Origin of the sequence: Microbacterium sp. (genome assembly GCF_035554235.1) — a bacterium.
GTDB lineage: Bacteria > Actinomycetota > Actinomycetes > Actinomycetales > Microbacteriaceae > Microbacterium.
In genome coordinates this window covers 1-12,367 of record NZ_DATMIO010000104.1, presented here as the reverse complement: position 1 = coordinate 12,367, position 12,367 = coordinate 1, and the positions used below count along the sequence as shown (strand labels likewise).

General features: G+C 69.8%; 15 protein-coding genes. 5 read left to right on the top strand and 10 right to left on the bottom strand.

What is annotated here, in order from left to right:
* The 3 genes from VNT50_RS05215 to VNT50_RS05205 all read right to left on the bottom strand — a co-directional run.
* Nucleotides 1–190 (bottom strand): SulP family inorganic anion transporter (locus VNT50_RS05215; RefSeq protein ID WP_325484044.1); only part of this gene is annotated, 190 nt, incomplete at its 3' end.
* A gap of 41 nt (nucleotides 191–231) precedes the next feature.
* Nucleotides 232–1,062, bottom strand: coding sequence for an ABC transporter permease (locus tag VNT50_RS05210; protein WP_325484043.1), 831 nt, complete (start codon nucleotides 1,060–1,062; stop codon nucleotides 232–234).
* Entirely contained in the window at nucleotides 1,059–1,973 is a 915-nt protein-coding gene (locus VNT50_RS05205; protein WP_325484042.1) for an ABC transporter ATP-binding protein, read from the bottom strand. The genes VNT50_RS05210 and VNT50_RS05205 overlap by 4 nt, the downstream gene beginning before the upstream one ends.
* A gap of 123 nt (nucleotides 1,974–2,096) precedes the next feature.
* Here VNT50_RS05205 and VNT50_RS05200 point away from each other — a divergent pair, with 123 nt between their 5' ends.
* The 3 genes from VNT50_RS05200 (at nucleotide 2,097) to VNT50_RS05190 (ending at nucleotide 3,137) form a co-directional block, all read left to right on the top strand.
* On the top strand, nucleotides 2,097–2,300 hold the full coding sequence (locus tag VNT50_RS05200; protein WP_325484041.1) for a helix-turn-helix domain-containing protein: 204 nt from the start codon (nucleotides 2,097–2,099) through the stop codon (nucleotides 2,298–2,300).
* Nucleotides 2,301–2,306: 6 nt separating this feature from the next.
* Nucleotides 2,307–2,759, top strand: a complete 453-nt coding sequence (locus tag VNT50_RS05195; RefSeq protein WP_325484040.1) for a Clp protease N-terminal domain-containing protein — start codon at nucleotides 2,307–2,309, stop codon at nucleotides 2,757–2,759.
* A gap of 156 nt (nucleotides 2,760–2,915) precedes the next feature.
* On the top strand, nucleotides 2,916–3,137 hold the full coding sequence (locus tag VNT50_RS05190; RefSeq protein WP_325484039.1) for a hypothetical protein: 222 nt from the start codon (nucleotides 2,916–2,918) through the stop codon (nucleotides 3,135–3,137).
* A gap of 1 nt (nucleotide 3,138) precedes the next feature.
* On the opposite strand, the gene VNT50_RS05185 is transcribed toward VNT50_RS05190, so the two are convergent.
* The 3 genes from VNT50_RS05185 to VNT50_RS05175 form a co-directional block, all read right to left on the bottom strand.
* Nucleotides 3,139–4,140, bottom strand: coding sequence for a GlxA family transcriptional regulator (locus tag VNT50_RS05185; protein WP_325484038.1), 1,002 nt, complete (start codon nucleotides 4,138–4,140; stop codon nucleotides 3,139–3,141).
* Nucleotides 4,141–4,504: 364 nt separating this feature from the next.
* Nucleotides 4,505–5,719, bottom strand: a complete 1,215-nt coding sequence (locus tag VNT50_RS05180; RefSeq protein ID WP_325484037.1) for a glycosyltransferase — start codon at nucleotides 5,717–5,719, stop codon at nucleotides 4,505–4,507.
* 6 nt (nucleotides 5,720–5,725) lie between these two features.
* Entirely contained in the window at nucleotides 5,726–6,943 is a 1,218-nt protein-coding gene (locus VNT50_RS05175) for a glycosyltransferase (protein WP_325484036.1), read from the bottom strand.
* Between the two features lie 143 nt (nucleotides 6,944–7,086).
* Between VNT50_RS05175 and VNT50_RS05170 the strand changes: the two genes are divergently transcribed.
* A complete protein-coding gene (locus VNT50_RS05170; RefSeq protein ID WP_325484035.1) occupies nucleotides 7,087–7,677 on the top strand; it encodes a hypothetical protein in 591 nt (196 codons plus the stop codon).
* A 26-nt stretch (nucleotides 7,678–7,703) separates the two neighbouring features.
* A complete protein-coding gene (locus VNT50_RS05165) occupies nucleotides 7,704–8,615 on the top strand; it encodes an aldo/keto reductase (protein WP_325484034.1) in 912 nt (303 codons plus the stop codon).
* 19 nt (nucleotides 8,616–8,634) lie between these two features.
* Here the strand turns inward: VNT50_RS05165 and VNT50_RS05160 are convergent, their stop codons facing one another.
* From VNT50_RS05160 to VNT50_RS05145, 4 genes are all read right to left on the bottom strand, one after another.
* On the bottom strand, nucleotides 8,635–10,218 hold the full coding sequence (locus VNT50_RS05160; protein WP_325484033.1) for an MFS transporter: 1,584 nt from the start codon (nucleotides 10,216–10,218) through the stop codon (nucleotides 8,635–8,637).
* A gap of 71 nt (nucleotides 10,219–10,289) precedes the next feature.
* Nucleotides 10,290–10,790 (bottom strand): heat shock protein transcriptional repressor HspR, encoded by a 501-nt coding sequence (locus tag VNT50_RS05155; RefSeq protein WP_325484032.1) that lies wholly within the window; start codon nucleotides 10,788–10,790, stop codon nucleotides 10,290–10,292.
* A 25-nt stretch (nucleotides 10,791–10,815) separates the two neighbouring features.
* The gene (locus VNT50_RS05150; protein ID WP_325484031.1) at nucleotides 10,816–11,802 is read right to left on the bottom strand and encodes a DnaJ C-terminal domain-containing protein; all 987 of its coding nucleotides are present in this window, start codon (nucleotides 11,800–11,802) and stop codon (nucleotides 10,816–10,818) included.
* Between the two features lie 6 nt (nucleotides 11,803–11,808).
* Nucleotides 11,809–12,367: nucleotide exchange factor GrpE (locus VNT50_RS05145; protein WP_325484030.1), on the bottom strand; the 559-nt coding region annotated here is incomplete at its 5' end.

The following is a 12,367-nucleotide window of genomic DNA, read 5'->3' as shown; positions in this document are numbered from 1 at the left end:
TGCTGCTCGTGAAGAACGTGGCGCCCACCATTCCGAACAGGTACGCGTAGAGCCCCGCGAGCGGGTTGATGCCGGCGAGCAGTCCCGCGGCCAGCCCGTCGGGCACCGCCTCGATGCCGAGGACGAGCCCCGCCGCGGCATCCTTGCCGAGCGTCTTGCGGGACAACAGCTTCCGGAGTGCTGCACGCACGCTCACACGCTATCGAAACTCCGCCGCGGCGACGTGCCCTGTCACCCGACTCGTTGCTGAAGGCTCTCTCGTCGTCGCGCCACGCGTGACCCGGATTCTCGTCGAGCCATGCGTCTGAGCACGATGGGGGCGACGATCAGCCCGGCGACGGCCCACGCCCCGAGCACCGCCGCTGTTTCGAGGTGGCGCCAGGACTGGTCGATCTCGAGCGCGGCCGCGTGTTCGGGCAGGAGCGCGGAGCGCACGCCGAGCCCGAGCCAGTAGACAGGAAAGATCTGCCCGACGACCTGAAGCCACTCCGGGAGCGCGGTGATCGGATAGAAGATGCCGGATATCGCGATGAGCACGATCACGGGCACGGACAGCACACCGGCGCCGCGGGAATTCTCCACGGAGGCGCCCAGCACCGCGCCGAGCGCCTGGGTGGCGATGAATCCGAGCGCCAGCACCCAGGCAAGGGTGAGCACTCCTGCGGCATCGATCGAGAGCCCGCCGATGAGCAACGCGCCCGGGACGAGCAGAATGAGGAGGTACGCGACAACGGTCGCGGACACGTTGACGAACTTGCCGACGAGGTAGCCGCGGATCCCGTGCGGTGTCGCCTTCGCGCGCAGGAGGGAACCGTCTTCGCGGTCGGCCGCCAGCTGCTGCACGGTCAGCAGCATGCCGAGGGCGACGAACATTCCCACCGTGCTCGGCAGGATCAGGGGACCGAGACGGACACCCGAGAACGGCAGATCGCGCAGAAACCAGATGGCCACCAGCGTGACCACGGGCCAGAAGAGCTGACCGATGAGGGCAGTGCCCGTGAATCCTTGACGCAATTCGATGAGGCCGGCCCGGAAGCCGGACCGAACGGCGGTGGTGGTCATGCTGCAGTCCTCTCGATCTCGTCGGTGCGCGATGCCTCTGCCTCCCGGACGAGGGCGAGGTACGTCTGCTCCAACGAGGAGCGGCGGACCTCCAGCGCGCTGATGGCGTCGCCGTGCCGGCGAAAGAGTTCTCGAACGAACGCCGTGGAGTCGGCGACCGATCGTGTGTGCGGGATGCCGTCCTCGCTCCAGCGCACCTCGTCTTCACCGGCGATCTGGCGCGCGAGCTGCAACGGAGTGCCGTCGGCGATGATCTCACCCCGGGCCAGGACCGCTACGCGGCTGGCGAGCTTCTCGGCCTCGTCGAGATCGTGCGTCGTGAGCAGGACTGTCGTGTGGAACCGGGTCGTTACCGCGTGGATGATCGCATGGAATTCCGCGCGTGCCTCCGGGTCGAACCCCGTCGTCGGCTCGTCCAGGAGCACGAGCTCCGGGCGTCCGACCAGTCCCACGGCGACATCGAGGCGGCGGCGCTGCCCGCCCGACAGCCGCCCGATCGGGGTCTTCGCCTGATCGGTCAACCCGACGGCGTCCAGAAGATCCGCGACCGGCCAGGGTCGAGGCGCCGACGCCGTTGCGAAGGGAGCGTAGTACGACCCCTGGTAGGCGAGGAATTCACCCACTCGCCATTTCGCGTGATCTCGCCAGGACTGCATGACGATGCCGAGCCTGGCCCGCCATTGCTCATCGCCGCGCGCCGGATCGACGCCCAGGACCGAAACGCGGCCCGAGGAGCGCATCCGGAACCCCTCGAGTATCTCGATCGTCGTCGTCTTTCCCGCTCCATTCGGGCCCAGCAGAACCAGCACCTCGCCCCTCGGTACGTCGAAGGTCACCCCGGTGAGCACATCGCGGGCCGCGTACCGCATCCGCAGATCGTCCACCCGGATGGCGAACTCGCCATCGTTCATCTCTTCCCCTCCTGAATCGGCGGTCTGACTCGAATCGTCGGTCTGAATCGATTCGTCAGTCTGGCCTGACGCCGCTCGTCAGTCTGGCTTGACACGGCGAGGTTGTCAAGCCAGACTGACGACATGGAGAGCAGTGACGTGGTCTCCCGGCTGCAGTCGACCGATCCTGCTGTCGGGTTGCGCGCGGTAGGCGCCCTCCGCCGGTTGGCCGAGCAGGTCGAGGCGGAGCAGGTGCGTGCGGCCAGGGATCAGGGCTGGTCGTGGGAGCAGATCGGAGATGCGCTCGGTGTGTCCCGGCAGTCCATCCACGCCAAGTACAGGAAGTAGGACGACGTGTCCGGACCGATCACCCCCGCTGCGACGGCGGTGCTGGTACGTGCGGCCGAGGAGGCGACGAGGCGAGGAGACCGCCGAATCGGAACCGATCACCTCTTACTTGGGCTCCTCCATGATCCGGCGGTCGCCCGCACCCTCGGCACAGATGTGGAGCAAGCGCGCGTCGCCGCCCAGCGCCTCGACCGTCTCGCGCTGGCGGCCATCGGGATCGAACTCGGCACGAAGCCCGCGCAGGTCTCGCCCCGACGCGCCGGAAGCGGGCCACCCACATCGGGACTTCGCGGTGTGATCGCGCGTGCCGTGGCGATGGCCCGCGCTGAGAACGTCCGAAAGGCCGAGCCGCGACACCTCCTGGCGGCGCTCCTCGAGGGCCGCCGCCCCGATCCCGCCGCAGAACTCCTCGACGCGCTGGACACGCGACCGGAAGACCCCGCTCGCCGGGCGCCGTAGGCATCGCGGCGATGGGCAATTGTCCCCATCGTCGCGCCGGGCTCGGCCCGCCTAAAGTTGACGCATGGGCACACTGATCGTCGACACGGAGCAGCTCCGAGACCTCGCATCGTCGCTCCGGTCCATCCATCACCCGCGATCCGCCCCGCGGATGTCGTGCCCTTCGCCTCCGAAAACCTCGGCGAGGGCGTGAAGGCCACCCGCTACGTGACGAACGAGCACGACGCCGTCGTTCGCGGCACGCACTGGGTCTGGCGCACGCGGGGACGCGACATCGTCATGCGCACGGGCACGGCCCACCTTGCGGTCGCCGAGGCGCTCGATCCCCTGCTCGAGGTGCTCGCGCGCGCGATCCGCCTCGCCGACGATCTCGGCTGACTCAGGCCATCGAGCTCGCGAGCTCCGGCTCGGGCGTCGAGTCGTACTCATCGAGCCGGCAGCAGAAGGTCGCACGGTACGCGGTCGGCGTCGTGCCCAGGGTGCGCGTGAAGTTCTGGCGCAGCACGGCAGCCGACCCGAAGCCGCACTCGTAGGCGATGCGGTCGAGGCCGAGGTGCGTCTCTTCGAGCAGCCGTTGCGCGTGGATGATCCGCTGGCGGTTCAGCCACGCCGCGGGGGTCGTGCCGTGGTCGGCCTTGAACCGGCGAGCGAAGGTGCGGGGCGACATGTGGGCGCGTGCCGCGAGGTCATCGACGGTCAGCTCTTCGCGGAGGTTCGAGAGCATCCAGTCGGTGACCGGAGCGAGCGACATGCTCGCCACCTGGGGCAGCGGGTGCGCGATGAACTGCGCCTGCCCGCCGTCGCGCTGCGGAGGCACCACCATGCGCCGGGCGATCGTGTTCGTCATCTCGGCGCCGAGCTCCTGGCGCAGCAGGTGCAGGCACGCGTCGAGGCCGGCCGCCGTTCCCGCGCTGGTGATGATGCGCCCGTCCTGCACGTAGAGGACGTCGGGGTCGACGTCGATCTGCGGATACATCTGCGCCATCTTGTCGGCGTACATCCAGTGCGTGGTGGCGCGGCGGCCGTCGAGCACACCGGCGGCGGCGAGCACGAACGACCCGCTGCAGACGCTCAGCAGCCATGCGCCGCGCGCGGCGGCGTGGCGCACGACATCCATCACCCGCTCGTCGATGCGCGGCCAGTACTCCTTCGGCGTCGGCGACACGACCACGAGATCGGCCTCGTACGCGAACGACAGATCGTTCTCGACATTGATCGAGAACCCCAGCTTCGAAGGGATGGCGCCCGGCTCGGGGGTCACGATGCGGAAGTCGAAGTTCGGGATGCCGTCGTCCGAGCGGTCGAGCCCGAAGGCCTCGCACGCGACCCCGAATTCGAACGGCGCGAACCCCTCCTGCACGATAACGGCGACGGTCTTCATCGTTCCTCCTGCGCGGTCTCGCGGTCGTGAGCTGCCAACGCCGAGCCTTCCCGAAGCGTGGCAGTTTTTCTACGCTGTGTGTCCATCCTGCCACTCGTGGCGGTATCGCGTCAAGCGTAGCGTTTCTGCCATGTTCATCCTCATCCTCGTCTCAGCCCTCGCCGTCGCTGGATTCGTCGCGTCGCTCGTCTCGCTCCGCAGCGACGGGTACCGGCAGCTGCCGTTCGATCGCACACGCCGATCCTGACCCGCCGCGGGCTAGGGAGCATCCAGCGCGCATAACTCCTGCATTTCGGCCTCGCTGCCCGCGATGAAGGCCGCCACCACGGCCGACCCGCCGCGGGCCGGGCCCGAAATGCAGGAGTTATGCCCCGCTGACCCGCCGGTAGATCTCCACCATCGCGGCCGTGCGGGAGGACTGGCGGAAGCGCTCCGCGATCGCGGGGTCCGGCCTCGGGCCGGTTCCGGCCGCGATCTCCGCGACGGCCCGGCGCAGCGTGTGCGCGAGCGCGTGGGTCGTGGCATCCGGAATGATGTCGTCGCCGACCGGCCAGTACCCGGAGCCGAGCTCCTGTCCGATGTCGGGGTCGCAGACGATGGCCGGCGTACCGAGCGACGCCGCCTCGAACACGGTCATGCCCTGGGTCTCGAAGCCGATCGATGTCTGCACGACCGCGTCGGCAGCGGCGATGCGCCGCAGGGTCTCTGCATACGGCAGCCGACCGGTGAAGTCGATGGATGCCTCGGGCCGCAGTCGCTCGACGAGCCTCCTCGCCGCGCCTTCCTGACCCCCGCCGCCGATCACCTCGACATCCGCGCGGATGCGCGACTCGGCCACGGCCTCCAGGAACGGGAGCAGCCGCTTCTCGGGGCTCATCCGCCCGAGCCACACGAACCGTGGCCGTCCCGGCGCCCGCACCGCCGTGTCGGCGGCGAGCGCCGCATCGAGCACGTCGTCGTCGATGCCGTTCCAGATCACGTCGACGTGCGGAAACACGCCGTGCGCCTCCAGCCGCGAAGCGAAATGCGACGAGGGGGCCGTGACGGCGTCGGCGAAGGCCGCGAGCCCTTGGAGATAGGCCCAGCCGTCGTGCCCGAGCGGGCGGGCCTCGCTGAGCGGCAGCGCCCGTCGGCGCCAGCCGTTGAGCGCCCGCAGCACGAGCCCCGGGAACGGCGCGGTCGCCGCGATCCCGACATCCACCCGGTTGTGCATCGTGTGCACGGTCGGCAATCCATGACGGCGCGCGAAGCGGTGTCCCGTGAAGGCGCCCCAGAAGTCCGCCTGCACGTGCACGACGTCGACGGGCGGGCGCGCCTCGAGGGCGGCGTCGACGAACCGGTCGGTGCGCGTGCCGGGCCAGGAGAGGGAGTACTCGCGATCCGGCGTGATCGGGATCGAGGGCGTGTCCACGTAGACCGGGTCCCCGTTCCCGCTGGGCCGATCCGCGACCTGCATGCGCGGCGCCACGATCGTGACCGTGTGGCCGGCGCGCTCGAGGAAGTCGCGCTGCAGGCGCATGGAGACCTGCGCACCGCCGAGCGTCTCGACGTGCTGGTCGCCGAACATGACGATATGCACGGGCGCCTACTCGGGCAGCGACTCGCCGCGATAGAGCGCCTCGAACGTCTCGAGGGTGCGAGTGATGTCGTGGATCTCGACGCCCTTGAGCGACGCCTTCTGCATGCGCAGCCGCTCTTCGGGCGACGCTGTCAGCACATCGGTGAGCCGCGCGGCGAGCTCGTCGACGTTGCCGGGCTCGAACAGGTAGCCGTTCTCGCCGTCGTGCACGAGGTGGGGCAGGGCGACGGCGTTCGCGGCGACGATCGGAAGCCCCGACGCCATCGCCTCCATGGTCGCGATCGATTGCAGCTCGGCGATCGACGCGATCGCGAAGACGCTCGCCCTCGTCAGGAGCGACCGCAGCTCGGCCTCCGCCGTGCGGCCGTGGAACGTGACGCGCGCGTCCAGGCCGAGTTCGTGGGAGAGGTTCTCGAGTGCGCGCCGCTGGTCGCCGTCGCCCACGATGTCGAGTGTGGCCTCGAGCGAGGCATCCAGCTTCTTGACCGCCTTCAGCAGCACATCGATGTGCTTCTCGGTCGTGAGGCGACCGACGAACACGATGCGGTTGCTCTCGCGCGGCGTGAGATCGGGGGTGTAGTTCGACGCTTCGATGCCGCAGCTGACGGGAATGACGCCCGTGATGTCGATCGTCGCTTCGAGGAAGTCCGCCGCCTTGCGGGTCGGGGTCGTCACCGCGCGGGTCATCTCGAACGTCCGCTTCGCGTCGGCCCACGCGAGCTTCACCATGACGTCGTTGAGGGCATGCGGGAGCGTCGTGAAGTCGACGACGTTCTCGGCCATCACGTGATTCGTGGCGATGATCGGGATGCCGCGCTTGCGCGCCTCGCGGGCGAGGCCGCGCCCGATCACGATGTGCGACTGGATGTGCACGACATCGGGCTTGACGGTGTCGAGCACGCGGCGGGCGTGGTGCTTCGACATCCACGGCAACACGAACGTGAGCCAGTCATGGGGATACCAGCGCCACGACGGGAGCCGATGCACGGTCATCGGCTGCTCCTCGATGACCTCGGTGAACACGCCGTGCTTGCGGTGGGTGTCGCTCGGGGCCATCACGTGCACCTCATGGCCGCGCGCGACGAGGCCGGCGGCGAGGCGCTCGCCGAAGCGGGCGGCGCCGTTCACGTGCGGGGCGAACGTGTCGGCCCCGATGACGACCGTCAGGGGTCGCTCGCCTGCCTCGGGGGGTCGAGGGTGATCGGTCGTCGCGGGGGGAGTCACGAAGTTTCGGTGGCCTTATCTCTGCGGCGGTGCGGCGGGCACAGGGCGCCGTGATGGACACGGAGCGTGCGGTCGGCTCTTCCACTGTACCCGCGGTTGACTTCGCACCCCGGAAGGGCTGCGGCGACTCGTAGGCTGGATCCATGCCCAGACTGCAGGCCGACGCCGAGCCCACCCGGTGGGTGGCGGTCACGGATTCGCTCGGCTTCAAGGGCCGCCGGCACCGCAAGGCCGCGATCGGGATGCTGCTCGCCCAGGCGACGGGAGCCGCCGGCGCGCCCGCGAGGCCCGGGAGCGGCTTCACCGCATGGGCGATGAGCCAGGCCGTCCCATTCCTCATGCGCCGCGCGAACGGCCGCGTGCTCGTCTGGGTGTGGAAGGCCGACCCTGAGCTGCTGGTCGTCATGGCGCAGGTGCAGCAGGCGACCTCGCAGGTGCGCGCCGCACGCGCCACGATGCCGATGGAGTACGACGACACCGAGACCTTCCGCGGCACGTACCTCGGCAACGGAGAGAAGCTCGTCGTACCCCTGCCCTCCGATGGTCGCACCCCGCCGTTCGCGACCTACACGTGGGATCTCGGCTCGCACTTCGTCAGCGTCACCGCCGTGTGCAGCGACCGGGAGAGGTTCGGAACCGTCATCGGGCCGCTCGACGAGCTGGCCCGGGGCATCCGCGTCGTCGATGACCTGACCGTCGGCGAATCGGCGAACGTCCTTCGGCTCGACCCGTGACGGATCATCCCGGATAGCCTCGAAGAATGACGCAGAGCCCCGGACGCCTCCTCGCCGCAAGCCTCGAGCCCCTCACGATGGGAGCCTCCCCGCTCGGCAAGCGCCCCGAGATCGGCGATGCCCTCGCGGACGCGCTGCTGTCGGGCCGTTTCCACCAGATCGACACGTCCAACAACTACGCCCACGGCAACAGCGAGCGCCTGCTCGGCGAAGCGATCGCCCGGCTCGGCGGCCTGCCCTACGATCGCCGAATCTTCTCGAAGGTGGATCCCGACCCCGAGACGGGCGTCTTCGACGCCGACCGGGTGCTGCGATCGTTCGACGAGACGAAGCAGCGGCTGGGGCTCGACACCCTCCCCCTGCTGCACTTCCACGATCCCTATGGCCTCACGGTCGCCGAGGCGATGGCCCCGGGAGGGCCGGTGGAGGCGCTCGCACGGCTGCGCGAGGAGGGGGCCGTCGGGGCGATCGGGATCGCGGCGGGAACCCGCGCGCTGATGGAGGCGTACGTCCGCACCGACGCGTTCGATGCCGTGCTCATCCACAATCGCTTCACGCTCGTCGACCGCACGGCCGATCAGGTCTTCACCGACGCCACCGAGCGGGGCATGGCCGTGTTCAACGCCGCGCCCTTCGGCGGCGGCATCCTGGCCGGATCGGCCACGCGCGGCGTGAAGTACGCCTACACGGAGCCGTCCCCCGAGTTCCTCGCCTACCTGGAGCGGTTGCGCGGGGCGGCCGCGGACTCCGGGGTCGACCTCGCCGCGGCGGCACTGCAGTTCGCGATCGGCGACCCCCGCGTGCACACCGTGGTGGTGGGCGTGTCGAGCATCGAGCGGCTGCAGGCGCTCGATGGATTGCTCGATGCCCGGATCCCGGGCGAGTTCTGGGATGCCGTGCGCTCGCTCGGCACCCCTCCGCCCTCCCCCGCCGACTGAGGCCGATGCCCTGACGGCGCTAGCCGCCGAGCACGCTCTCGCCGGCCGCGGACGGTGCCGGGTCGGGGAGGCGCCGCATCCGGAGGGCGTTCAGGATGCCGGCGACGCCGGCGAGGATCGGGATCAGCAGCGCGACCTGGAGCGCGATCGGGCGAGACCGTTCGTTGATCGCGATGACCTCTTCCTGGATCTCCTCCGGCTCGCCCGAGATGAGCTCCTCGAGTTGCGTCGTCGACATCAGCTGCGCGTCCTCCTCCAGCGCCACCGCGACCCGTTCCTGGTCTTCGGGCGGCAGCACCGTGCTCGCCTGCGCCTGAGCGGTGAAAGTGAACGCCAGCGTGGCAAGCATGATCGCGCCCGCGAACGCGAGTCCGAACGACAGGCCGAATGAGCCTGCGGCCGAGTTGACGCCGGCGGCCTCGCTCACCCGCTCGTTGGAGATCGGCGAGAGCGTGTAGTTGTTCAGCTGCGAGACGAGCAGCCCCAGCCCCCCGCCCGCGACGATGAGAGGGATAGCGAGCCACCACCCCGAGTCCGCGCGCGGCACGATCGGCACGATCGCGCCGAGGCCCACCACGAGCAGGGTGAAGCCGAGCAGGACGATGTTCGCCGGGCGGCCCTTCGCATGACGGCCCGCCCACAGCGCGACCGCGAACATGCTGAGCGACAGCGGCGCGATCGAGATTCCCGCCCACAGCGCGTTGTACTCGAGCACCATCTGCAGATAGAGGGGGATCACGATCATCGATCCGCCGAGCGCGACCTGCTGAAGCAGCTGCCCCGTGACGCCCGACTGGAAGACCTTGGATCGGAAGAGGTCCGGGTCGATCAGGGTCGCCTTCGCGCGTCGCTTCTGCCGGCGCAGCCACCAGGCGAAGCCGACGAGCGCGAGCGCGCCCGCGCCGATCAGCAGACCGACGTACTGCCCGCCCTCCTGCCACACGAGGATGCCGGTGACGATGCCGCCCATGCCGACCACCGAGAGCGCGGCGCCACCCCAGTCGACCTCTCGCGAGCCGGTGTACTCGACGTCTTTCACGAGCTTGATCCCCGCCAGCACGACGGCGATGATCACGGCCTCGAGCAGGAACCCGACGCGCCACGACAGGAAGGTCGTGATGAACCCGCCGAGCAGGGGTCCCACGGCGGCGGCGATGGCGGCCGACGCGCCGACGAGGGCGTACACCTGCTTCTGCTGAGCGCCCTCGAAGTTGCCGTGGATGAGCGACTGCATCGCCGGCAGCAGGAGCGAGGCGCCGATGCCGCCGATGACCGCCCAGAAGAGGATGATCGACCAGATGTGCTGGGTGAGCGTCATCGCGATCGCGCCGACCGCATAGCCCAGCAGTCCCAGGACATAGGCGCGCCTACGGCCGATCAGGTCGCCCATCTTGCCGCCGATGAGGATGAACGCGGCGGAGACGAGGGCCTCCAGAGCGATCGCGCCCTGCACCGCGCTGGCGGTCGTGTCGATATCGGCGACGACCGCGGAGATCGACACGTTCATGAGCGACGTGTCGACCACGAGGACGAACATGGCCATGGCGAGCAGGAACGCGAGGCGCCTGTTGAAGGGCGGGGCCGCGACGTCGGCTGAAGACATGGCTAACTGAACCACACGCGCGCGGGCGCGGGAAGTGACCCCCGGTGGATGTCGCGCGTCGGGTGCCGGATCTACCGCGCGCCGGGCTCCCGCTCGTCGGTGCCCTCGGCCGCGGCATCCGGCTGCTCTTCGACCGCCCGGAGCGCGCGGCCGGGGCGCCACAGCACCACCTCGGTGGCGCGGCGGACGCGGGTGCCGTGCCGCAGCGACACGACAGAACCCGCCTGCCCCGCGGCGAAGACGCGGGCGCCGGGGCGGCGGTCGAGCTCGGAGCGCATGCGCTCCTCGAGGTCGCGGACGCGCAGGTGGAGTTCACGCACGCGGTTCTCGAGTTCGATGATGCGCGAGATCGCCGGCAGGCTCATCCCCTCGGCGGAGAGGCGGGCCACCTCCCGCAGCTGCTCGACGTGCCGCATCGAGTACCGGCGCGAACCGCCCTGGGTGCGACCGGGCACGACGAGGCCGAGCCGGTCGTACTGCCGGAGCGTCTGGGGATGCATCCCCGCGATCTCGGCCGCGACGGCGATCGCGAAGAGGGGCGAGTCCTCGGTGACGTGCCGCTCATCGTTCATGGTCGCTCCCTCCGCGCGGTCGCTCTCAGCCGCGCGCCTTCGCCATCATGTCGGCCCGCGGGTTCTCCTTGGACTCCAGTTCGTGGAAGCGCTCGAGCGCCTCGCGCGCCGCATCGTCCAGGTGCGCGGGGACCGCCACCTGCACCACGGCGAGCAGGTCGCCCGTGCCCTTCGCGGTCTGCACCCCGCGGCCCTTCACGCGCAGCACGCGGCCCGACGGGGTGCCGGGCGCGACCCGGAGCTTGACGGGATCGCCGCCGAGGGTCGGAACCTCGATCGTCGCCCCGAGCGCCGCCTCGGTGAAGGTGACCGGCACGGTGACCCGCAGGTTGAGCCCGTCGCGTTCGAACACCGGGTGCTTGCGCACGGCCACCTGTACGACGATGTCGCCGTTCTCGCCGCCGTCGGGCGACGGGCGTCCGCGGCCGCGCAGGCGCACCTTCTGACCGTCGGAGACCCCCGCGGGGATCTTGACCTTGAACGGCTTCCCATCCTCGCCCTGCAGCGTGATGGTCTCGCCCTTGGTCGCGGTGACGAAGTCGATCGTGGTGCGTGCGGTGACATCCGACCCGCGCTGGGGGCCGCCATAGCCGCGGAATCCCCCGGACGTCTGGCCGAACCGCCCGGTGCCGAACCCGCCGCCCTGCTGCTGGTTGAACATGCTGAAGATGTCGTCGAAGTCCTCGGCCGACTGGCCGCGGCCACGGCCCTGGCCGAACATGCTGAAGACGTCTTCGAACCCGCCGGGCTGGCCGCCCGCGGTGAAGCGGGCGCCCGAGCCCATCGCGCGGATCTGGTCGTACTCCTCGCGCTGCTCGGGGTCGCTGAGCACCGCGTAGGCCTCGCTGATCTCCTTGAACTTCGCCTCGGCGTTCGCGGCGCCCTGATTGGAGTCGGGGTGGTGCGTGCGGGCGAGCTTGCGGTATGCCTTCTTGAGATCGGCCGCGCTGACGTCCTTCGAGACCCCGAGGATCTTGTAGAAGTCCTTGTCGAACCAGTCCTGATTGGCCATGTCCGTCTAACCGGTCCCTGAGCCCGTCGAAGGGTCGACCGGCGCCGCGACGACCACCTTGGCGGGTCGCAGTTCCACGTCGCCCAGGCGGTAGCCGACCTCGACGACCTCGAGCACCGTCGGCTCGACCGTGCCGGGCATCGGCTGCTGGAAGATCGCCTCGTGGCGCTGCGGATCGAAGACCTCGCCCGCCTCGCCGTACGAGGTGATGCCGAGGCGCTCCGCGAAGACGCGCAGCTTGTCGGCGATCGCGGCGAAGGGGGTGCCCTCGAGGAGGTCGCCGTGCTTCTCGGCGCGGTCGAGATCATCGAGCACGGGAAGGATGCCGGAGGCGACCCGCCCCTGCGCCCGATCGATCTCGAGCTGGCGCAGATCCTCGGTGCGGCGACGATAGTTCGCGTACTCCGCGGTGACGCGCTTGAGGTCGATGAGCAGGTCCGCGTGCTCCTGGTCGTCGGCTTCCGCCAGGGTGGCGTCGTCGTTCTGCATCGCATTCAGGATGTCGTCGACGGTGAGCTCGTCTTCGATGTCGGGCTCGAGGTCGGTTGCTTCGACCGGCTCGGCA

Coding starts and splice junctions, on each gene's coding strand:
- VNT50_RS05210 (WP_325484043.1), bottom strand. CDS start 1,062: ATGACCACCACCGCCGTTCGGTCCGGCTTCCGGGCCGGCCTCATCGAA.
- VNT50_RS05205 (WP_325484042.1), bottom strand. CDS start 1,973: ATGAACGATGGCGAGTTCGCCATCCGGGTGGACGATCTGCGGATGCGG.
- VNT50_RS05200 (WP_325484041.1), top strand. CDS start 2,097: ATGGAGAGCAGTGACGTGGTCTCCCGGCTGCAGTCGACCGATCCTGCT.
- VNT50_RS05185 (WP_325484038.1), bottom strand. CDS start 4,140: ATGAAGACCGTCGCCGTTATCGTGCAGGAGGGGTTCGCGCCGTTCGAA.
- VNT50_RS05170 (WP_325484035.1), top strand. CDS start 7,087: ATGCCCAGACTGCAGGCCGACGCCGAGCCCACCCGGTGGGTGGCGGTC.
- VNT50_RS05165 (WP_325484034.1), top strand. CDS start 7,704: ATGACGCAGAGCCCCGGACGCCTCCTCGCCGCAAGCCTCGAGCCCCTC.
- VNT50_RS05160 (WP_325484033.1), bottom strand. CDS start 10,218: ATGTCTTCAGCCGACGTCGCGGCCCCGCCCTTCAACAGGCGCCTCGCG.
- VNT50_RS05155 (WP_325484032.1), bottom strand. CDS start 10,790: ATGAACGATGAGCGGCACGTCACCGAGGACTCGCCCCTCTTCGCGATC.
- VNT50_RS05150 (WP_325484031.1), bottom strand. CDS start 11,802: ATGGCCAATCAGGACTGGTTCGACAAGGACTTCTACAAGATCCTCGGG.